The sequence below is a fragment of the Cytobacillus sp. C11.1 genome (assembly GCF_058145115.1).
In genome coordinates, this window is sequence record NZ_CM176935.1 from 1682676 (window position 1) to 1703292 (window position 20617).

Here is a 20617-nt window from a genome sequence, read left to right on the forward strand (position 1 = left end):
CAGCGTGCTAAATAGGCCCGAAAACTGATGTTTCCCTATATTTTCCCCTCAATCTCCATCCTGACACATAGGATTTTATAAATTTAAAAAAATATATAAGTGACGCATATATTTTCGGCAGTTTTTGCTATAATGGAACTATTTTATAGAGTAAAACACTAAAGGATAGGAGCGACAAAGATGAAATTAACAGATAAACAAATAGAAATTTTGGAAATTTTAGAAAATAATAGTGCGCGGATCCCCGTTGAAGACATTGCGAAAATGGCTGAATTGAGCATTGAAGAGACAAATGAGGCGTTAGAAAAGCTTGAGGAATTAAAGGTTTTAGTCAGATATAATTCGGTTATTGATTGGTCGAAGGTGGATGGGCATGAGGGTGTTACGGCTATGATTGATGTGAAGGTTGCTCCTAAACGCGGGGTAGGCTTTGATGAGGTTGCCCAAAGAATTTATCGCTTTAAAGAGGTAAGATCTGTGTATTTAATGTCTGGCGCCTATGATCTTTCCGTCATTATTGAGGGCCGTTCCATGAATGAGGTTGCACGGTTTGTTTCTGAAAAATTGTCAACACTCGATTCGGTCCTGTCTACGACGACCCATTTTATTTTGAAAAAATATAAGCATGACGGAACAATCTTTGAACAAAATGAAGATGACAAACGAATCGTGGTGTCTCCGTAATGAACCGTACAAAAACGTATCTTTCCAAAACGGTTGAAGAGCTGAAGCCTTCGGGAATTCGCCGCTTTTTTGACCTGGCTGCAGGAATGGAAGGCGTCATCTCCCTGGGTGTGGGGGAACCTGATTTTGTTACGCCCTGGTCTGTAAGGGAGGCTGCGATCCTGTCCCTTGAACAAGGGTATACGTCTTATACGGCCAATGCCGGTTTATTGGAGCTTCGGGAAGAGATTGCGGGTTATTTGCAGAAAAGCTTCGGTGTGTCCTATTCTGCTGAAAAGGAAATCATCGTCACAGTCGGAGCGAGCCAGGCCTTGGATATTACTCTAAGAGCCATCCTCGATCCCGGTGACGAAGTGATTGTTGTCGAACCTAGCTTTGTTTCCTATGTCCCCTTGGTAGCTCTTGCGGGCGGGGTGCCTGTACAAGTGCAAACGCTAAAGGAGTTCGGTTTTAAAATTCAGCCTGAACAGCTGGATAAAGCAATCACAGGACGAACAAAAGCGATTATGCTTTGTTCTCCGAATAATCCGACAGGAACAATGCTTAGCAAAAGTGAGCTCCAGGAAATTGCGCAGATCGCAGAAAAGTATGATCTGCTAGTGCTGGCAGATGAGATTTATGCAGAGCTGGCTTATGAGGGAGAATATACAAGCTTTGCTGCCATCAGCGGTATGCGGAAGAGAACGATATTAATTTCAGGGTTTTCAAAGGGGTTTGCGATGACAGGCTGGAGGCTGGGGTTTGTTTGCGCGCCCGAGGAAATCTCTCAGGCTATGCTTAAAATCCACCAATATGCGATGATGTGCGCTCCGACTATGGCGCAATTCGCTGCCCTGGAGGCTTTAAAAACAGGCAGGGCAGATGTAGAAGAAATGAAAAAAAGCTACCGGCGCAGGCGGAACTATTTTGTTCAGTCACTTAATGAGCTTGGATTAACATGTCATGTGCCGGGTGGAGCATTTTATGCGTTTCCGTCTATTGAAAGTACAGGCTTAACCTCAGAAGAATTTGCAGAAGAGCTATTATTGGCAGAAAAAGTAGCAGTCGTGCCGGGCAATATCTTTGGCGAAAGCGGGGAAGGACATGTGCGCTGCTCCTATGCTACGTCCATGGAACAGCTGCAGGAGGCCATAAAGCGGATCGGCCGTTTCCTTGAACGAAGACAAAGTCAAAAGGCATAAAAAAAGGACAATCCATAACAGATTGTCAACTTCAAAAAGGGGGGGGAATACTAGAAAGCCTTATACTACAAGGCTAACCAGTATTCCCCTTTTTATACTTGGTTTTTAAAATTTATTTATTATGATATTTGATTTCGTAGAGCATTTGCATAACCCTCAGAAAATCCTCTTCACTGATTTCCTTTGCTTTTCTTAGTATGAGCTTTGCCTTTTTTGTGCCTATTTCACGTACAAGCTGTTCAATTTCATAATCGATTCCAGTCTGGTTTGTCTGCAGCTCCTGTTCAAGCAGTTCTGAAGCAGGTATATCAAGTGCTGTTGAAATTTTTAAAACAGTTTGGGTATCCGGAATTTGATCCCCGTTTTCGTATTTTGCAATGGTACCAGTTCCAACCCTCACTTTTAACGCAAGCTGCTGTTGGGACATATTCGCACGTTCCCGGCATGCCTTTATGTTATTGCCGATGTTTGACATGATCCATCACCCCTTTTATCATTTTCTCCTATTACTAGTTTATCATGTGGGGCTGTTTGTTATGGATGCTCTTCGTGAACATTTCGTTAACATCTCCGGCATGACCGGACAGTAAGAGTTTCCTCAGGAATTCCGAAGAGCGTGAATGGGAGTTCAAACAGTCCGGACTCGCCTGTTTGGTTCCCTGGTGTTAAAAAGCTGCAATGACGGGAGTTTCACTAAATTAACTATAGAATCCCAAACGAATGAAGGAAAACAAATATGATTGCCACGGGGACAAGATACCGGATGGAAAGGTACCATAAGTCAAAGATCAGGCCAATCCCCTTTGTGCCGGCATTCAGTTCCTCCTTTACAGTTTGACGGGGGATTCTATATCCCACGAACAGAGAAATAAATAACGCTCCAAGCGGAAGGCCGATATTGCTGGTGATAAAATCAGCCAAATCGAAAATGGTTTTATTAAAAATCAGTACATCCGACAAAACGCCAAATGAAAGGGCGCTTGGAACGCCTGCAAGGAAAATAAGCAATCCGAAAGACCATGCCGCTGTTTTTCTTTTTTCGGTTTTATCCTTTACCAGGGCTGCCACCCCAATTTCCAGGATGGAAAAAGCGGATGTTAATGTAGCGAATAAAAGCAGCACGAGGAAGATGGTTAAAAAGATACCTCCAAACGTGATTTCATTAAATACGGCAGGCAGTACGACAAATACCAGACCTGGTCCGGCACCAGGTTCAAATCCCAAAGCGAAAACCGCAGGGAAAATAACCAAGCCGGCCAAAAGGGATATGATAATGTTTAAGCCGACTACGGAGAAGGCCGATTTTGTCAGGTTATCTTCTTTGGAAAGGTAAGACGCATAGGTAACCATGACGGAAATCCCTACGCTCAGTGCAAAAAAGGACTGTCCAAGCGCAAGAAGGACCGTTTCGGCATTCAGGTTATTAAAATCAGGCTTTAATAAAAACTTTACTCCCTTGAGCGCACCTTCCAGGGTAAGCGAACGGAAAACTAAGATGACAAAAAGAATAAATAAAGCAGGCATCATATATTTGCTTGCCCGTTCGATCCCTTTTTGAATGCCGCCTTGGACAACTGAAATAGTCATAAGCATAAAAATCAATTGCGCAACAACAACCTCTGTTGGATTCGCAATAATATTTTCAAAGAGGGTTGCGTATTCCGCCTGTGAAAGGCCGGTTAAAGTACCTGTAAAGCTTCTCCACAGGTATGAAAGAATCCATCCGCCGACAACACTATAAAAGGAAAGGATAATAAACGAGACAGCGACTCCGCCAATCCCAAGCCAATGCCAGCCAGTTCCGGGTGCTAAAATCCTGTAAGCTGTAACAGCATCTTTTTGTGTTTTGCGGCCAATAATAAATTCAGCAATTAAAATGGGAGCGCCAATAAAAATGGTTAAGAGAAGAAAAATGGCAAAAAAGATTCCGCCCCCATTTGTGCCAGCCATATAAGGGAACTTCCATATAGCTCCCAAGCCAATGGCAGATCCCGCTGCGGCTAAAATAAAGCCAAGTTTTGAAGTCCATTGTTCATGTTTTTTCATAAATAACTCCTTTAAAATGATGTACAAATTCTTTAGCTGGAGAACTTTTACCCTTATGTAGTAAAGACCCCAAAAAAGATATTTGTCCATCTTACTATGATTTACGAAAATTGTGTAGGGTGATTCTATTGTTTGCAGAATGTTTCCTTTATATTAGGCTCGGTAAAGCTCAGTGTTGATATTGGCACCATGCTGATTCGAGCGGAAGGGGTGAGACTCCAGCGGGAGAATCGGGTCAAAGGGATACCCCGCTGGCTTTAGGCGGGCGCCGAGGAGCATTGGACTGCCTGAAGCGGAAATGAGGATGGAATATAAAATGGAATAAAATAGGTTTATTGTTAATCCATTTTCACTTTTGATATTTTCCTTAAGTTATGGTATAATTTTTTATTGCGTATAAAGAGATAAAATTTGAATTTAAATAGGAGTGTTTTCATGTCTGAGAAAATCGAAGTAGGCAGTGTTATTACAGGAAAGGTTACGGGTATTCAGCCATACGGTGCGTTCGTTGCACTGGATGAGAATACACAAGGATTAGTCCACATTTCCGAAGTAACTCACGGATTCGTTAAAGATATTAACGAGCATCTTAAAGTGGGCGACGAAGTAAAAGTAAAAGTTTTATCTGTTGATGAACAAGCAGGTAAAATCGGATTATCAATCCGCGCAACTGAAGAAGCGCCTCAAGCAGAAGCAAAAGCTAAAAAGCCTCGCAAACGCCAGGCAGCACCAATTAAAATGGAAGACGAATCTGCACAAGGATTCAACACACTTAAAGATAAGCTTCAAGAGTGGATTGAACAATCCCAGCGCGAAGATTTTATCAAGAAGTAATACATGGGAAGCCGGGCTTTTGCCCGGTTTTTTATTTTATTGGTTATAAAGCTGAATCAGAGTCACTGGCTGTGCTGGCAAAAGAACTTTAAATGCGCAAAAAATATTTGCTTCTACATGCAAAATGAGCGTGCGCTCGACAAAATATTTTGCATTGTAAATTACATAGAAACTCCTAGCTGATACATTTTATCGGGAGAATTCAGAAAAGTGACGTAATTTTGTGTTTTGGCATTAATCTTGCAAAGGATACTCTAAGGGGAGCGGAAATCAACAGGACAATTGAAACAGAAATATTATTTAAAGGAGGAACCTATATGGAAGAAACGAGAGGGATGAAGATTCCATTCTGGATGGCTGTGCTGCCGTTAATCGTAATGATCGCTGTTATGGCTGTCACGATTGTAAAATTTGAGGGAAGCCCGCATGTACCATTAATTACAGGCACAATTGTATCCGCTTTCATTGCCTGGCGTTATGGATTTAAATGGAACGATATAGAAGAAGGCTTTTATAAAGGGATTCGATTGGCTCTTCCTGCCATCCTTATTATCATTATGGTAGGCTTGACGATTGGTTCGTGGATAGGCGGCGGAATTGTCGCAACGATGATTTATTATGGATTAAAACTTATTACGCCTTCAATGTTCTTAGTTTCAATATGCGTTATCAGTGCAATTGTTACACTGGCGATTGGAAGCTCCTGGTCCACAATGGGAACGATCGGGGTTGCAGGCATGGGAATTGGAATCAGTATGGGCATTCCGGATCCAATGGTGGCAGGAGCCATTATTTCAGGTGCGTACTTTGGGGACAAGATGTCGCCGCTTTCCGATACAACTAATTTGGCTGCAGGGATTACCGGCACGGACTTATTTGAACATATTCGCCACATGTTTTACACGACCATCCCTGCTCTGGTGATTGCGGTCATTGCGTATTGGATTATGGGCAGGCAGTTTGGCAGCAGTGCATTAGATAATGAAAATATTACAGAGGTAATGAAGGTGCTTTCAGAGAGCTTCGTCATTTCTCCTTGGCTTCTGCTTGTGCCTGTACTGGTTATCTTTCTGGTAGCCAAAAAAGTTCCGGCCCTGCCTGCATTGGCGGCTGGAGTAGTGCTTGGCTGGCTCTGCCATATTTTCGTTCAAGGTGGTTCAGCAGGAGATGCTGTAAATACGCTGCAGGGCGGATTTTCGATTGAAAGCGGAAATGGCCTTGTGGATGACCTTTTCAACAGAGGCGGCATCGATGATATGATGTACACCGTTTCACTGACCATTGTCGCGATGACCTTTGGCGGTGTCATGGAACAGACAGGAATGCTAAAAGCGATTGTCGATCAGATTTTGAAGCTTGCCCGTTCAGCTCGGAGTCTTGTAGCTACTACGGTTCTATCATCCTTTTTCACAAATATTGCTGCAGCAGAGCAATATATATCCATACTGCTGCCTGGAAGAATGTATGCACAGGCCTATAAGGATAAAAATCTGCAATCCAAAAATCTTTCTCGCGCACTAGAGGACGGAGGGACTGTAACTTCTGTATTTGTCCCGTGGAATACCTGCGCGGTGTTTATTTTTTCGACACTAGCCGTGCATCCATTTGAATACGCCCCATATGCGATATTGAATTTCACCGTGCCAATCCTGGCCATCATCTTTGCCATGCTTGGCTACAAAATTACTTTTATGAGTGATAAAGAGAGAAAAGAAATGGAAGCAAACGAACAAAAGGCATCTTAAAAGATGGCTCTGAATATTTCAGAGCCTTTCGCTTTATTTTGATTATTGGAAAATTAACTGGGTAAAGGTAAATTGAAGCAACCCAGTTAATTTATGAATAGGGGCTTTCACTTTGTCAAAGAATACATTTTGTTGAAAGGAGTGACAGTTATGTCAGAGCAAACATTATACGAAAAAGTAGGCGGAGCGGAAGCCATTGAAAAGGTAGTGGATTATTTTTATGAGGAGCTAGTATTGAAGGATCCGACCGTCAATCAATTCTTCGAGCACACTGATATGGTTAAACAGAAACGCCATCAATCGAAATTCATCAGCTATGCGCTGGGAGGGCCTAATCAATATTCAGGCAACTCGATGGCAAAAGCACACGAAGGCATGAACTTGCAGCCGGAACACTTTAACGCCATCGCCAAGCACCTCCATGACGCGCTTGCCCACTTCGGCGTGAGCGAGAGGGATATTGACGAAGCATTAACCCGAGTTGCAGCGCTTCGGGATGATATTCTATACAAATAAAGCTCCCCGCGGGGAGCCTTTATTTTTTTTAGCTAATAATAGCTGTCTGACGTACTTTTGCTTGGAAAAAGAGCGGATATACCCGTTTTATCCGCGGAATTCTGAATATAACCGCGACAAACTGTTATATTGCTGTCTCTTCCCAAAGCAGCAATCCCCGCCCTTTTAGAAATATCAACGAAAATCCGATTATATCAACGGATTTTTCAATATATCAACGTAAAACCACATTATATCAACGAAAATTCCAATATTTCAACGAATCGCCTACTCGCAGCCTAAATTAGCTATTCTCCTTCTTAACTCCATACTTTCGCAGCCTGTATTGCAGGTTTTGCCGGCTCATGCCAAGAGATTTTGCGGCTTGGGTTATATTATTGCCATGATGCTTGAGCACTTTCTTTAGATAATAGGTTTCAGCTTCCTGGATGTATTGCTCAAGCGGCTTGATCGGCTTGTTTTTCTGGATCAGCAGGTCGTCCATCGTGCTGGTCTCGTGCTGTTCCTCCTTGAATTGCGGTTTGTTGCGGAAATGGAGAGGCAGGTGGACGTAGCTGATGACTTCTTCCTGGTCGATAAGATTCATGGCACCTTCAATAATATGCTCCAATTCACGGACATTCCCAGGCCACTCGTATTGCTCGAATTTGCTCATTACGTCTTCATCGAGCTCAGCGACATTCATTCCAAAGAGCTGATTGTATTTTTCAATAAAAAATTGAGCGAGGTCCTGGATATCTTTTGTTCTCTCCCGTAAAGGAGGTATAAAAAGGGACACGACACTTAATCTATAGTATAAGTCCTTCCGCAAACGGCCTTCCGATATTGCATCGATTGGATCCTCGTTGATTGTGGCGATTATTCTTACATCAACCGTCCGATCTTTCGTATCGCCAATCCGACGGACCGTTTTTTCCTGCAAAACTCTTAAAAGCTTCGCTTGCAGGGACGGATTTAGAGAGTTAATTTCATCCAGCAGCAGGGTTCCTCCATCAGCCTGCTCAAATAGACCCGGGCGCTCAATCGAACCGGTAAAGGCGCCTTTTTTTGTACCGAACAAAAGACCCTCTATCAAGCTATCAGGTAATGCCGCACAGTTTTGGGAGATAAATGGTTTAGAAGAGCGGCTGCTGCCGTTATGGATGCTTTGCGCAAAAAGTTCTTTCCCGGTACCGGTTTCCCCGATGACTAAAACAGACGAGCTCGTCCTGGTCGCTCTTTTGCTTGCCTCGATCACTTCCCGAATCTCATCGCTGCTCCCTATAATGCTATCAAAGGTGTAGCGGGTATCTCCTCGTTTGTTCATGTTTTCCCTGATTAGCTTTTCAAGTTTAGTTACATCGCGGGCAATTTCCATGGCGCCTATTTGCACATTTTCCTCAATGAGAGGAAAAGTGTTATTAATCGTTGTGATTTCCTGGCCTTTATTGTTAAAGTACGTTTGCTTGGCGTTTTTAATATTCCTACCCTTTTGGAGGGCTTGAAGGAGTGTACTGTCTTCGTTATGGTTAAAAGAAAAGACATCAAGCAGGTTCTTATCCAATACATCTTCATAGTTCATGCCTTCTATCTCAACCATTTTTCTATTGTAGATAATCGTTTTTCCTTCGTCATCTACAACATGGACACCCACATCGATTTCATCCAAAATTCGCTGAAAGATCATATTTTTTAATTGAAGCTGTTCGAATTCAAGCTGATTCATTTTGGTCTCCTCATCCTGTATTTTATTTAATAGTATAAACTAAATTGAAATAGTGCAATGGAAATTTGCACCCAAAGATAAGAATGGCATATCAATACGCAAAAATATTTTGCTTTCAAAAACAACAAACCTTTATTTAACCGCTTTTTAAAGTTGGCACAGTTCTTGCATTATAAAACGACGGATGCAAAAAACGACTTAAAGGGGGATGGAATCATGGTACAGCCGTACAAACATGAACCTTTCACAAATTTTAAAACAGAAGAAAATCGCGAAGCATACTTACAGGGATTAAAAACAGTCGAAGACTATTTAGGCCAAGATTATGAATTGTTAATTGGCGGAGAGAGAATCTCCACTGAAGATAAAATCGTATCAATCAATCCTTCTAATAAAGAAGAAGTTATTGGCCGTGTTTCAAAGGCAAACCGCGAGCATGCCGAGAAAGCAATGCAGGCTGCTGTTGAAGCGTTCAAGACTTGGAGAAAAGTAAAGCCGGAAACACGCGCAGATGTGCTGTTTAAAGCTGCTGCGATTATCCGCCGCCGCAAGCATGAGTTTTCTGCCCTTTTAACAAAGGAAGCAGGAAAGCCTTGGAATGAGGCAGATGCTGATACTGCGGAAGCTATTGACTTCCTTGAGTACTATGCACGCCAAGTATTAAGAATTAAAGACGGTGTTCCCGTAAACAGCCGTCCGAATGAATATAACCGTTATGACTATATTCCATTGGGAGTAGGCATCATCATCTCTCCTTGGAACTTCCCGCTTGCAATCATGGCCGGTACAACCGTTGCGGCAATCGTGGCAGGAAATACTGTTCTTTTAAAACCAGCTTCTACAACTCCTGTTGTGGCAGCGAAATTCGTTGAAGTGATGGAAGAAGCAGGCCTTCCGAAGGGCGTCCTGAACTTCGTACCGGGAAGCGGTGCAGAAGTGGGCGACTATTTGGTTGACCATAAGGATACTCGCTTCATTTCATTCACAGGTTCACGTGATGTTGGTCTCCGCATCAACGAGCGCGCATCTAAGCTGAACGATGGACAAATTTGGCTGAAGCGCGTCATCGCGGAAATGGGCGGTAAAGACACAATCGTTGTTGATAAAGAAGCAGATCTAGAGTTGGCTGCTACTTCGATCGTGGCATCTGCATTCGGCTTCTCAGGACAAAAGTGCTCTGCGTGTTCACGTGCAGTAATTGTGGAGGATGTGTACGATCAAGTATTAAACCGCGTGGTCGAGTTAACAAACGAATTAACTCAGGGCAATCCGGAAGATCAAAGCCATTTCATGGGTCCTGTAATCGACCAGGGTGCATTTGATAAGATCATGAGCTATATTGAAATCGGCAAAGAAGAAGGCAAGCTGATGACAGGCGGAGAAGGAGACAATTCAAAAGGCTTCTTCATCAAACCGACTGTATTCGCTGACCTTGCGCCAGATGCACGCTTAATGCAGGAAGAAATTTTTGGACCGGTAGTAGGCTTCACAAAAGCAAAAGATTTCGACCATGCGCTTGAAATCGCGAACAACACTGAGTATGGCTTAACAGGTGCTGTCATCACGAAGAACCGTGAGCACATCCAAAAAGCACGCGAAGACTTCCATGTTGGAAACCTATATTTCAACCGCGGATGTACAGGAGCCATCGTTGGATACCAGCCGTTCGGCGGCTTCAACATGTCAGGAACTGACTCAAAAGCAGGCGGACCTGACTACATTCTGCTTCATATGCAGGCGAAGACAACATCTGAAATGTACTAAAATGATTAAGAACTGTGCAGGATTTTCGTATCCTGCACATGCTATAACCGTAAATAGTTTAAAGACAACCGGCGTAACGTTACAATAAAAGGGACTATTCTGAAAAAGGAGGAATTTTAATTGACTGAAGCGACTAAATCAAAATCACTTATCGAACAAACTGAAAAATATGGTGCCAAAAACTATCATCCGCTTCCAATCGTTATTTCTAAGGCGGAGGGTGTGTGGGTTGAAGACCCAGAAGGCAATAAATATATGGATATGCTAAGTGCCTATTCTGCTGTAAACCAGGGGCACCGCCATCCAAAAATCATCCAGGCGCTAAAGGATCAGGCAGACCGTGTAACCTTAACTTCACGTGCTTTCCACAATGATCAGCTTGGACCTTGGTATGAAATGATCTGTGAACTGACAAATAAAGACATGGCCCTTCCGATGAACACGGGTGCGGAAGCAGTTGAAACGGCAATCAAAGCTGCACGCCGCTGGGCTTATGATGTAAAAGGCGTTGCAGATAATCAGGCTGAAATTATTGCTTGTATTGGGAATTTCCATGGACGTACAATGACAGCGGTTTCTCTATCTTCTGAAGAAGAATATAAGCGCGGTTTTGGTCCAATGCTTCCTGGAATTAAGCTAATTCCTTACGGTGACCTGGATGCGCTTAAAGAAGCAATCACTGAAAACACTGCCGCATTCCTGATCGAGCCAATTCAAGGGGAAGCCGGCATCGTTATTCCGCCTGAAGGCTTCTTAAAGCAAGCGTATGAAACTTGTAAGGAAAACAATGTCCTATTTATTGCAGATGAAATCCAGGCTGGCCTTGCCCGTTCAGGCAAAATGTTCGCATGTGAGTGGGAAGGTGTCGATCCGGATATGTATATCCTTGGAAAAGCGCTTGGAGGCGGAGTATTCCCAATCTCATGTGTTGTAGCGAACAAAGATGTTCTTGGTGTATTCAACCCTGGTTCACATGGTTCAACATTCGGCGGAAACCCAATGGCTTGTGCCGTCTCGGTTGCATCGATGAATGTCCTTGTTGAAGAAAACCTTGCGGAGCGCTCACTTAAGCTTGGCGAATATTTCATGGGTAAATTAAAAGAAATCAATAACCCTATCATCAAAGAAGTACGCGGCCGCGGATTGTTTATTGGTGTGGAGCTGAATGAGCCAGCACGCAAATATTGTGAAGAATTGAAAGAAGAAGGTCTTCTTTGCAAAGAAACGCATGACACAGTTATCCGCTTTGCCCCTCCATTAGTGATCTCGGAAGAAGAGCTGGACTGGGCAATTGAAAGAATCAAAAAAGTATTAAGCTAATTTCAGGATTAAGTGTAAATCCCTGCATCCAACAGATGCAGGGGTAATTTCCTAAATATTTAATCAAGAGGTGCCGTTATGGGAGCTGCAGGAGTAGCTGGTAAACAAGCTGAACAAAAATTGGAAGAGTCTTTAAATTTATTTACTTCAACTCAAGTGGTAATCAAAGAAGCTTTAGGCAAGCTCGGCTATTCAGATGAAATGTATGAGCTGCTAAAAGAGCCGTTAAGAATGCTGACTGTAAGGATTCCGGTAAGAATGGATGATGGTGCCATCAAAATTTTTACCGGGTATCGCTCTCAGCATAATGATGCGGTAGGGCCAACCAAAGGCGGTGTCCGTTTTCATCCGGAAGTGAATGAAGATGAAGTAAAAGCTTTATCCATGTGGATGAGTTTGAAGTGCGGAATTGTTGACTTGCCTTATGGCGGAGGGAAAGGCGGTATCATCTGTGATCCGCGCACAATGTCGATGGGCGAGCTGGAACGCCTAAGCCGCGGATATGTCCGGGCGATCAGCCAGATTGTCGGGCCGACAAAGGATATACCAGCTCCGGACGTTTACACGAATTCACAAATCATGGCGTGGATGATGGATGAATACAGCCGCCTTCGCGAATATGATTCACCTGGTTTCATCACCGGCAAACCGCTTGTTCTTGGCGGATCGCAGGGCAGGGAAAAAGCAACTGCGCAGGGCGTTGTAATCTGCATCGAGGAAGCTGCCAAAAAACGCGGCATTTCGATTGAAGGTGCACGTGTTGTGGTTCAAGGATTCGGAAATGCGGGAAGCTTCCTGGCGAAATTCATGCATGATGCCGGCGCTAAAGTGGTTGCGATTTCTGATGCCTATGGTGCCCTTTATGATCCGGATGGCCTTGACATCGATTACCTGCTGGATAGACGCGATAGCTTTGGAACGGTGACAACCTTATTTGATAACACTTTGACAAATGAAGAATTGCTGGAACTGGAATGTGATATCCTGGTTCCTGCGGCTGTTTCCAATCAGATTACTGCTGCTAATGCCCATAATATCAAGGCACCAATTGTCGTGGAAGCTGCAAACGGCCCAACAACTCTTGAAGCAACTAAAATTCTATCAGACCGAGGGATTCTTCTGGTTCCTGACGTCCTGGCCAGCTCAGGCGGTGTGACGGTATCCTATTTTGAATGGGTACAAAATAATCAGGGGTACTATTGGACAGAAGAAGAGGTTACAGAAAAGCTTCAAAAAGTGCTTGTTCAGGCCTTTGAAAATGTGTACCAAACAGCGCAGCAGAGAAACGTGAATATGCGTCTTGCGGCTTACATGGTTGGTGCCCGTAAAATGTCTGAAGCCTCCCGCTTCAGAGGCTGGATCTAAGTAATCCCCTTGGCAAATTGCAAATTAAAGAAAAATCCTTGCACTTAAGTGCAAGGATTTTTTGCATTCTAGCGTGTAGGCTTTGCCTCAGGCTCTCTTTCAAGTTCTTCATTTGGTTTGAATAATAGCCCCAAATTGATTAAACCTGCGATGCCTACCAAGCCATATATAATTCTTGAAAGGGCAGAATCCTGGCCGCCAAAAATAGCTGCCACAAGATCAAATTGGAAGAACCCGATTAAACCCCAGTTAATTGCGCCAATAATTGTAAGAACCAGTGCAATACGTTGAATGCCACTCATGATGTTTCCTCCTTGTAGTATAGGTTCATAATTAGCTTGTTCACTGGAATAAAAAATATTCATTGAACCACATGTAGTAGGTCATAATGTTACAGGGATATTTTTTAGCTTTAGGTAAGCTTTCTGTTTGTCTCATTAAGGAAGTGGCTGGCTGTGAATCGGTCTTTTTGCAATGGCTTTTAAATTGAAAGATAATAATGTGGTAAAGGAGATGAGAAGATGCAAAATTTTACCTTTTATAATCCGACTAAATTGATTTTTGGAAAAGGTCAACTTGACCAGTTACAAAAAGAAATTCCCCAATACGGCAAGAAGGTTCTTGTTGTTTATGGCGGAGGCAGTATTAAGCGCAATGGTTTATACGATAAAGTGATTGCACAGCTCAATGAATTGGGAGCTGAGGTTTTTGAAGTTTCCGGAGTTGAACCAAACCCGAGGATTTCAACTGTCCGCAAAGGCGTTGACATTTGCAAGAATGAAGGCATCGAATTCCTCCTGGCTGTAGGCGGAGGCAGTGTGATTGATTGCACTAAGGCAATCGCTGCAGGTGCAAAATATGACGGCGATGCCTGGGATTTAGTAACCAAGAAAGCTTTTGCCTCGGAGGCTCTTCCGTTTGGAACCGTTCTGACTCTGGCAGCAACCGGTTCTGAGATGAATGCCGGATCGGTTATTACAAATTGGGAAACGAATGAAAAATACGGATGGGGCAGCCCGGTAACGTTCCCGAAATTCTCAATTCTTGATCCTGTCAATACATTCACCGTGCCGCGGAACCAAACTGTATATGGCATTGTGGATATGATGTCACATGTGCTTGAACATTACTTCCATCTTGAAGAGAATACAGATTTCCAGGATCGTATGTGTGAATCTTTGCTGATCACCATTATGGAGACAGCACCAAAATTGCTTGAAGACCTTGAAAGCTATGAGCATCGTGCAACGATTTTATATAGCGGTACGATGGCATTGAACGGAATTCTGAACATGGGCTACCGCGGTGACTGGGCTACCCATAATATCGAGCATGCCGTATCAGCTGTTTATGATATTCCGCATGGCGGAGGGCTTGCGATCCTGTTCCCGAACTGGATGAAGCATAACCTCAGCGTGAAGCCTGAACGATTCAAACAGCTTGCTGTTCGCGTATTTAATGTGGATCCAGCAGGCAAAACAGATGAAGAGGCAGCAATGGAAGGCATTGATAAGCTGCGCGAATTCTGGAATAGCATTGGTGCACCATCACGACTTGCGGATTATGAGATCGATGACAGCAAGCTTGAATTGATGGCAGACAAAGCTACAGTCAATGGAGAATTCGGCAATTTTGCGAAATTGAATCATGATGATGTAGTTTCAATTTACCGAGCATCTTTATAAACTAAGTTTTATCTACTGAGTTGATAGGAGCGGAGGGCATTTGATCCTCGAAAATGCATTCGCATTTTCTTCATGCGGTGCTTATTCGAGGAAGCTTTTTCAATGTCCTGCGGGAGGAGAGGGAGTGGGAGACCCCACAGGCGAAGCTGAGGAGGCTCTCATACCTCCCCCGCGGAAAGCAAATGCCCGCAGCGGAAAGCAACGGGCAGAGTTCTTAAGCAAAAACAACAATCTATACGAAAAGAGCAATAAAAAAAACCTTATGTAACCCTGATTGGACTCTGCGAATAGTGGGGTCCTTTTCTATTTTTCGCTAGGAAATAACAATAATCAATTGAGCGTAAAAAATATGTCAAAATTGGACACGCTTACAATATAGGATGATTCTTGATTATGCTTGAGGCTTTGGTTAAAGTGGTATAAGGGATAAAAGCAGAGGTTTATTTTTGCCGATAAAACTGCTGTTTAAAATTGAGAAAAATGGAGGACATTCATGACACACGTTCGTTTTGACTACTCAAAAGCACTTCCTTTTTTTGGGGAACATGAAATTACATATTTGCAGGATGCTGTAAAAGTTGCGCATCACTCACTTCATGAACAAACAGGAGCAGGCAGCGACTTTTTAGGCTGGATTGATCTCCCTGTAAACTACGACAAAGAAGAATTCTCCCGCATTCAGAAAGCAGCTGAAAAAATCAAAAGTGATTCCGAGGTACTTATTGTAATCGGTATTGGCGGATCATACTTGGGAGCGCGTGCGGCGATTGAAATGCTGCAGCATAGCTTCTACAATGCTCTTCCAAAAGAAAAGCGCGGAACTCCTCAGGTTCTATTCGCCGGCAACAATATCAGCTCTGCATATATGAAGGATTTAATGGATCTTCTTGATGGAAAGGATTGGTCCATTAACGTCATTTCCAAATCCGGTACAACAACAGAGCCTGCTCTTGCTTTCCGTATTTTCCGCAAGATGCTTGAAGAAAAATATGGTGTGGAAGAAGCACGCAAACGTATCTATGCAACAACAGACAAAGCAAGAGGAGCGTTAAAAACACTTGCAACAGAAGAGGGATACGAGTCATTCATCATTCCGGATGATGTCGGCGGCCGTTATTCCGTTTTAACAGCTGTTGGTTTATTGCCAATTGCCGTGAGCGGTGCAAACATCGAAGACATGATGAACGGGGCTGCCCAGGCGCGTGAAGACTTCAGCAAGTCTGAGCTTCAGGAAAACGCTGCTTACCAATACGCTGCTGTCCGCAATGTTTTATACAACAAGGGCAAAACCATTGAAATGCTGATCAACTACGAGCCAGGACTTCAGTATTTTGCTGAGTGGTGGAAGCAGCTGTTTGGTGAAAGTGAAGGAAAAGACCAGAAAGGAATTTTCCCTTCATCCGCAAACTTCTCTACTGACCTTCATTCATTAGGGCAGTATGTACAAGAAGGACGCCGTGACCTATTCGAAACCGTTGTTAAGGTAGAAGAATCACGCCATGAACTTACGATTGAGGAAGCGGATAATGACCTTGATGGCCTAAACTATCTCGCAGGCGAGACAGTAGACTTTGTTAACAATAAAGCCTTTGAAGGAACTATGCTTGCACATACAGATGGCGGAGTGCCAAACCTAATCGTTTCCATTCCAAAAATGGATGCCTACACATTTGGCTATCTTGTATATTTCTTTGAAAAAGCATGTGCGATGAGCGGCTACCTGCTGGGAGTCAACCCATTCGACCAGCCGGGCGTAGAAGCATACAAAGTAAACATGTTTGCCCTATTAGGCAAGCCTGGATTCGAAGAGAAGAAAGCTGAGCTTGAAAAGAGATTGAAGTAATAAAAGGAAGCGTCTGCCTGAGGGGTAGACGCTTTTTTACTGGGAAATTAAGGGCATCTGCGAACGTGTTTGGGAGAGATGCCTTAATAAAGCTTCATTTTTTTGTGGCGTTCTTTGCTATCAAATTGGATCACTCTCTTGTTTTATCCGCGAAACGAAATAGTAACGATACTATATCCGCTAAACTGATTCATCTCTCCAAAATTGAATTCATGATATCCCTTTCTTTGGAGAAACTAAGCAAAAAGCATGGAAAGGGGATGGATGCAGTGATCGAGATTCCTTCAAAAGTGGAAGGGAAGCATTTTGATTTGTATAAGCTGGAGCAGGCGCTGAAGCCGATTGGGTATTCGATTGGCGGGAATTGGGATTATGACCATGGGTCTTTTGATTATAAGATTGATGATGAGGTGGGTTATCAATTTTTACGGCTTCCGTTCAACGCAATTGACGGGCAGCTTGATGATCCCAAGCTGTACGGTGGAATTGGGCAGGCCATTTTTGCTTTCCCACAAATATCAGCGTGGCCTTGATGACCACGCCTATACAGGGAATTTCACCGGCTCATTTGACCAATTTTCAGAGCCTGTAGATAAAGATGCAAGTTTTCCGAAAGAATACATTGATCTGGGCAAAGCACTTGTCAAGGAGCTGGAATCTGTTTTAATAAGGGACTAGCCTAGTATAACAATAAGCTGGTCCTGCTGGAGAATTTTAAAAGGCTGGGGGGGATTGACCAGAGTTTCTTCCCCTCTCTTCACACCCAATAAAAGAATACCGTCTTTCATAAGCTCGGCACTTAGTTCAGCAAAGGTCTTATCTGCAATTTCTTCCGAAGCAGGCTGAAAGGTCAATTTGCGTTTATCAAGCTGGCCAAGCAAGTCTAAAAATGAAGTAACAAGTTCCTGAGACGAGATGCTATTAATCATAACGAAGCTTGTAAGGACATTCGTCTGGACAATTTCATCTGCACCGGCTCTTTTGGCATTCGCTGCTTGTTCCGAAGTCAAAATCTCTACAATACATTGAACTTCACTGTTCAATCCTTTTATAGCCAGCAATGTTAAAATAGAATTCATATCTGCATGAAGTTCATCTTTATTCTGGTCAGAAGTTATAATCACTTTTTTGGCTTCATATATATTTGCCTTGATTAGAACATCATCCCGATTGGAGCGGCCTCTTATAAAATGTACATTATTGTGGGGAACGGGGTTTGTTTTAAGGGTTTCATCAATTAAGGTGATGGAATGATTCATTCCGTCTCCTCCAAGAGTATTAACTATTTCCCGTGAACGTTCATTCCATCCAATCACGATAATATGATTTTTTCCTTTGTAGTCCACTTTGCCTTCCAGGAAATCATTTTGCCTAGTAACGGCTGCAGTTGCAAGTGAAATAAAATAAGTGGATAAAAAGCCTGCACCGGTTAAGATTAAAGCAATTCCAACGATACGGCCAAACACGGTTTCAGGAACAAAGTCACCAAATCCCACAGTGGATGCGGTAACAACAGCCCACCAAATGCCATCAAAAATTGTTGGAAAGGTTTTTGGCTCAATAATATGAATTAATCCTCCGTAAAAAAGGATAACGAGAAGGGCAATAAGCAAAATTCTAATGACAAGCGGCAATCGAATAAAATTGTAATATAGCTGCTGCGGCACAATCTACACTCCCAAATACAAGTATTTTTCAAAGAAAATATGTAAGCGGCAAGCTTAAAAATCAACCTGCCGCTGATAAATATAAAAAAAAGCCATGCCAACATATACTCAATTAAGAATATCGTCTATTGCACGGCTCAGTAGTTGAATGTCTTTGGATATTTCCGTTTTCACGTCGTCAATCTCGCACCTTTCATATTCATCCATGAGAAGGGAGAGTTCTCTCTTTAATATGACAGCCTCCTGTTCAAAATCCATGATGACTCCCTCCTTTGGGGGTATAAAGGACTATCATTTCGATAGTTGAATTCTCTGTTATGTTACATTTATGTTACCCGAATTTCTTTCAATTTAAACGGTAACAATCATAATTATTTGGACGCAAATTTAGAACGAATATACTTTACCCTCTTATGCTGCTCTTAAACCACCATTTATACCAAATAAGCCGGAAAACCCTCGAAGGAATAAAGATTCCCGGAAAAAGTCCGGGGATACTAATTTCAAGTTACTTTCGTATTAAGCTATAAACAGAAGCGCCAACTAAATCTCCCGCTTCTTTTAAACGCTCGGCACTGATATGTTCAATGGTATCAAGCGGTGTGTGATAATACGGTTCAAGGCTGGCGGTGCCAGGCTCCCGCCTGATAAAGTTAACAGCTGGAATGCCTGCATCATGAAAGGAGACATGGTCGGAAGAGCCGCGCTGGTAAAGAACTAATTCAGATGCTGTTCCAATTCGTTCAGCTGTGGCAAGAGCCGTTTCTGATACGAGATTTGACTGCCCGTCGAGTGTGTTCAGGTAGATTGCGGTTGCTTTTTCCCAGGAAGTCCCCACCATGTCCATATTAAAATTGGCAATGCTCCGCTTTATTTCATTCTCGCTCAATTGGCTGACATAATACTCTGAGCCAACCAGTCCAATTTCTTCTGCACCGACAAAAGCAAATCGCAGTTCTTTATCAGTAGGATAGCTTTTCAAAACCCTTGCCAGCTCCAAGGCTACAGCGGTTCCTGAAGCATTGTCACTCGCTCCTGCAGCAAATGGAACACTGTCAAAATGAGCTGAAATGTGGACGATTTCAGTGTCATTGCCCTTAGTAGGCTGCTTGGTGGCAATGATGTTTTGCGATGTAACATTTTCGATTCGTTTTACACTAAGTGTCACCATTTTGTTCTGTGCCACAACATCCTGCAGAAGTGCCTCTCCGCTGGCTTTCGTTATGCTGCCGACAGGTATGTCATAGGGTCCTCCGATTGAAGGGTTCATTGGAGCCGGCTGATCAATATTGTTATAGATTAAAACCCCGACTGCCCCTGCAGCCGCTGCATTCGCAACCTTTTCTGCAAAAGAAAAATCCCCGCGAGAGATAAGGGCTATTTTTCCCGCTGCTTCTTCTGTAAAATCAGTTGCCCTTCCTAAACCTGCATCAAATAACCCTGCAGTAATTCCTTCTTCAGGAGTGGAACCTGAACCTGAAGGAATCGTTATTAAAACCTCTTGCTTGTCACTTGTATGCAAGTCTCCAATCATTTTGTCAGGAATGCTGAATTCCTGTGTTTCTACTGTATAGCCATATAATTGAAGGCGTTCCCGGATAAAATCCGCTGCCTGCTGTTCCGCTTCCGTTCCTGTAACGCGGGGGCCAATAGTCTTTGTTAAATAACGAACATCTTCGAGCATGCGTTCTGCATCAATTCTTGCAATCACCTTTTGGTCAAATGCTTTCAAACCTGGGTTCTCAGCAGCTTTGCTCTCTGCCGCTTCAGCTGTCTGGACAAATTGTACAGGCGCTGTATACAAACTGGAAGCTGTCAGAACTGCTGCAAGCATGACAGTAGCAGGTTTCTTTCCAAATTTCATTTTTGTACCTCCTAAATTAATAATCCAACTACATGTATTCGCTTACATTCATTCGGTTCCTTTCAACGGAAGGGAAAACGAATCTAATAGCCTAGTAGTTTTTTAAATAGTAAGCGAAAAGAAATACTAATCGTTTTTAAAGAAGTTTAAATGAAAGAACTAATTGCCCATTTTTGGAAGGAGAGTAACAGCCTAAATAATTCATGACTTTAGAAGTGTGTTAAAGGAAGATGAGCTCAAGATTATTTTCCAAAAACAGGTCTTTCGGCTATCGAAATTTATGCGGATTTCTTCTATTCTGAAAACCATAAAGGTTCTGATCATTACAGAGAGGAGGAAATCTATGAAAAAGCAGCCTTAAAAGTGATGATGACACCGGCAATAACTTTTCGCTGATT

Annotated in this window: 18 protein-coding genes and 1 pseudogene; 12 read left to right on the forward strand and 7 right to left on the reverse strand. The window is 43.0% G+C overall.

From position 1 onward, the window contains the following. The first annotated feature begins 180 nt into the window (after positions 1–180). Positions 181–684, forward strand: a complete 504-nt coding sequence (locus AC3ZVC_RS08330) for an Lrp/AsnC family transcriptional regulator (protein WP_214726626.1) — start codon at positions 181–183, stop codon at positions 682–684. Further along, the gene (locus tag AC3ZVC_RS08335) at positions 684–1865 is read left to right on the forward strand and encodes an aminotransferase (protein WP_490067874.1); all 1182 of its coding nucleotides are present in this window, start codon (positions 684–686) and stop codon (positions 1863–1865) included. The genes AC3ZVC_RS08330 and AC3ZVC_RS08335 overlap by 1 nt, the downstream gene beginning before the upstream one ends. 112 nt (positions 1866–1977) lie before the next feature. Here AC3ZVC_RS08335 and AC3ZVC_RS08340 read toward each other — a convergent pair whose 3' ends face one another. Both AC3ZVC_RS08340 and AC3ZVC_RS08345 read right to left on the reverse strand, forming a co-directional pair. Further along, positions 1978–2340, reverse strand: coding sequence for a helix-turn-helix domain-containing protein (locus AC3ZVC_RS08340; RefSeq protein ID WP_214726628.1), 363 nt, complete (start codon positions 2338–2340; stop codon positions 1978–1980). Between the two features lie 227 nt (positions 2341–2567). After that, the gene (locus AC3ZVC_RS08345) at positions 2568–3911 is read right to left on the reverse strand and encodes a sodium-dependent transporter (protein ID WP_490067875.1); all 1344 of its coding nucleotides are present in this window, start codon (positions 3909–3911) and stop codon (positions 2568–2570) included. Between the two features lie 435 nt (positions 3912–4346). Here AC3ZVC_RS08345 and yugI point away from each other — a divergent pair, with 435 nt between their 5' ends. The 3 genes from yugI to AC3ZVC_RS08360 all read left to right on the forward strand — a co-directional run bounded on the left by yugI (position 4347) and on the right by AC3ZVC_RS08360 (position 7006). Beyond that, positions 4347–4745, forward strand: coding sequence for a S1 domain-containing post-transcriptional regulator GSP13 (yugI, locus tag AC3ZVC_RS08350; RefSeq protein WP_490067876.1), 399 nt, complete (start codon positions 4347–4349; stop codon positions 4743–4745). A gap of 317 nt (positions 4746–5062) precedes the next feature. Continuing rightward, on the forward strand, positions 5063–6490 hold the full coding sequence (gene nhaC / locus AC3ZVC_RS08355; RefSeq protein WP_490067877.1) for a Na+/H+ antiporter NhaC: 1428 nt from the start codon (positions 5063–5065) through the stop codon (positions 6488–6490). A gap of 150 nt (positions 6491–6640) precedes the next feature. After that, a complete protein-coding gene (locus tag AC3ZVC_RS08360; RefSeq protein ID WP_490067878.1) occupies positions 6641–7006 on the forward strand; it encodes a group I truncated hemoglobin in 366 nt (121 codons plus the stop codon). A gap of 283 nt (positions 7007–7289) precedes the next feature. Here the strand turns inward: AC3ZVC_RS08360 and AC3ZVC_RS08365 are convergent, their stop codons facing one another. Next, the gene (locus AC3ZVC_RS08365; RefSeq protein WP_490067879.1) at positions 7290–8711 is read right to left on the reverse strand and encodes a sigma-54 interaction domain-containing protein; all 1422 of its coding nucleotides are present in this window, start codon (positions 8709–8711) and stop codon (positions 7290–7292) included. A 216-nt stretch (positions 8712–8927) separates the two neighbouring features. On the opposite strand from AC3ZVC_RS08365, the gene pruA reads away from it, so the two are divergent. From pruA to AC3ZVC_RS08380, 3 genes are all read left to right on the forward strand, one after another. Next, positions 8928–10475, forward strand: a complete 1548-nt coding sequence (gene pruA, locus AC3ZVC_RS08370; protein WP_490067880.1) for an L-glutamate gamma-semialdehyde dehydrogenase — start codon at positions 8928–8930, stop codon at positions 10473–10475. 120 nt (positions 10476–10595) lie between these two features. Beyond that, on the forward strand, positions 10596–11795 hold the full coding sequence (locus tag AC3ZVC_RS08375; RefSeq protein ID WP_490067881.1) for an ornithine--oxo-acid transaminase: 1200 nt from the start codon (positions 10596–10598) through the stop codon (positions 11793–11795). A 78-nt stretch (positions 11796–11873) separates the two neighbouring features. Continuing rightward, complete coding sequence (locus tag AC3ZVC_RS08380; protein WP_214726096.1) at positions 11874–13160, forward strand: Glu/Leu/Phe/Val family dehydrogenase; 1287 nt, start codon at positions 11874–11876, stop codon at positions 13158–13160. Positions 13161–13228: 68 nt separating this feature from the next. On the opposite strand, the gene AC3ZVC_RS08385 is transcribed toward AC3ZVC_RS08380, so the two are convergent. Next, entirely contained in the window at positions 13229–13462 is a 234-nt protein-coding gene (locus AC3ZVC_RS08385; RefSeq protein WP_144546736.1) for a DUF378 domain-containing protein, read from the reverse strand. A 219-nt stretch (positions 13463–13681) separates the two neighbouring features. Between AC3ZVC_RS08385 and AC3ZVC_RS08390 the strand changes: the two genes are divergently transcribed. From AC3ZVC_RS08390 to AC3ZVC_RS08405, 4 genes and pseudogenes are all read left to right on the forward strand, one after another. Next, complete coding sequence (locus AC3ZVC_RS08390) at positions 13682–14845, forward strand: iron-containing alcohol dehydrogenase (protein ID WP_490067882.1); 1164 nt, start codon at positions 13682–13684, stop codon at positions 14843–14845. Between the two features lie 40 nt (positions 14846–14885). Continuing rightward, complete coding sequence (locus AC3ZVC_RS08395) at positions 14886–15113, forward strand: hypothetical protein (protein WP_490067883.1); 228 nt, start codon at positions 14886–14888, stop codon at positions 15111–15113. 225 nt (positions 15114–15338) lie between these two features. After that, the gene (locus tag AC3ZVC_RS08400) at positions 15339–16688 is read left to right on the forward strand and encodes a glucose-6-phosphate isomerase (RefSeq protein ID WP_490067884.1); all 1350 of its coding nucleotides are present in this window, start codon (positions 15339–15341) and stop codon (positions 16686–16688) included. A 269-nt stretch (positions 16689–16957) separates the two neighbouring features. Further along, positions 16958–17366, forward strand: a pseudogene (locus AC3ZVC_RS08405) (YugN-like family protein). Here the strand turns inward: AC3ZVC_RS08405 and AC3ZVC_RS08410 are convergent. The 3 genes from AC3ZVC_RS08410 to AC3ZVC_RS08420 form a co-directional block, all read right to left on the reverse strand. Continuing rightward, a complete protein-coding gene (locus AC3ZVC_RS08410; RefSeq protein ID WP_490067885.1) occupies positions 17363–18355 on the reverse strand; it encodes a potassium channel family protein in 993 nt (330 codons plus the stop codon). The pseudogene AC3ZVC_RS08405 and the gene AC3ZVC_RS08410 overlap by 4 nt on opposite strands. A 108-nt stretch (positions 18356–18463) precedes the next feature. Beyond that, positions 18464–18613, reverse strand: coding sequence for a hypothetical protein (locus AC3ZVC_RS08415; protein ID WP_181396162.1), 150 nt, complete (start codon positions 18611–18613; stop codon positions 18464–18466). A 250-nt stretch (positions 18614–18863) separates the two neighbouring features. Next, the gene (locus tag AC3ZVC_RS08420) at positions 18864–20219 is read right to left on the reverse strand and encodes a DUF4910 domain-containing protein (RefSeq protein WP_490067886.1); all 1356 of its coding nucleotides are present in this window, start codon (positions 20217–20219) and stop codon (positions 18864–18866) included. Between the last annotated feature and the right edge of the window lie 398 nt (positions 20220–20617).

Coding starts and splice junctions, on each gene's coding strand:
- AC3ZVC_RS08420 (WP_490067886.1), bottom strand. CDS start 20,219: ATGAAATTTGGAAAGAAACCTGCTACTGTCATGCTTGCAGCAGTTCTG.
- pruA (WP_490067880.1), top strand. CDS start 8,928: ATGGTACAGCCGTACAAACATGAACCTTTCACAAATTTTAAAACAGAA.
- AC3ZVC_RS08390 (WP_490067882.1), top strand. CDS start 13,682: ATGCAAAATTTTACCTTTTATAATCCGACTAAATTGATTTTTGGAAAA.
- AC3ZVC_RS08365 (WP_490067879.1), bottom strand. CDS start 8,711: ATGAATCAGCTTGAATTCGAACAGCTTCAATTAAAAAATATGATCTTT.
- nhaC (WP_490067877.1), top strand. CDS start 5,063: ATGGAAGAAACGAGAGGGATGAAGATTCCATTCTGGATGGCTGTGCTG.
- AC3ZVC_RS08400 (WP_490067884.1), top strand. CDS start 15,339: ATGACACACGTTCGTTTTGACTACTCAAAAGCACTTCCTTTTTTTGGG.
- AC3ZVC_RS08415 (WP_181396162.1), bottom strand. CDS start 18,613: ATGGATTTTGAACAGGAGGCTGTCATATTAAAGAGAGAACTCTCCCTT.
- AC3ZVC_RS08360 (WP_490067878.1), top strand. CDS start 6,641: ATGTCAGAGCAAACATTATACGAAAAAGTAGGCGGAGCGGAAGCCATT.
- AC3ZVC_RS08330 (WP_214726626.1), top strand. CDS start 181: ATGAAATTAACAGATAAACAAATAGAAATTTTGGAAATTTTAGAAAAT.
- AC3ZVC_RS08345 (WP_490067875.1), bottom strand. CDS start 3,911: ATGAAAAAACATGAACAATGGACTTCAAAACTTGGCTTTATTTTAGCC.
- AC3ZVC_RS08335 (WP_490067874.1), top strand. CDS start 684: ATGAACCGTACAAAAACGTATCTTTCCAAAACGGTTGAAGAGCTGAAG.
- yugI (WP_490067876.1), top strand. CDS start 4,347: ATGTCTGAGAAAATCGAAGTAGGCAGTGTTATTACAGGAAAGGTTACG.
- AC3ZVC_RS08385 (WP_144546736.1), bottom strand. CDS start 13,462: ATGAGTGGCATTCAACGTATTGCACTGGTTCTTACAATTATTGGCGCA.
- AC3ZVC_RS08380 (WP_214726096.1), top strand. CDS start 11,874: ATGGGAGCTGCAGGAGTAGCTGGTAAACAAGCTGAACAAAAATTGGAA.
- AC3ZVC_RS08340 (WP_214726628.1), bottom strand. CDS start 2,340: ATGTCAAACATCGGCAATAACATAAAGGCATGCCGGGAACGTGCGAAT.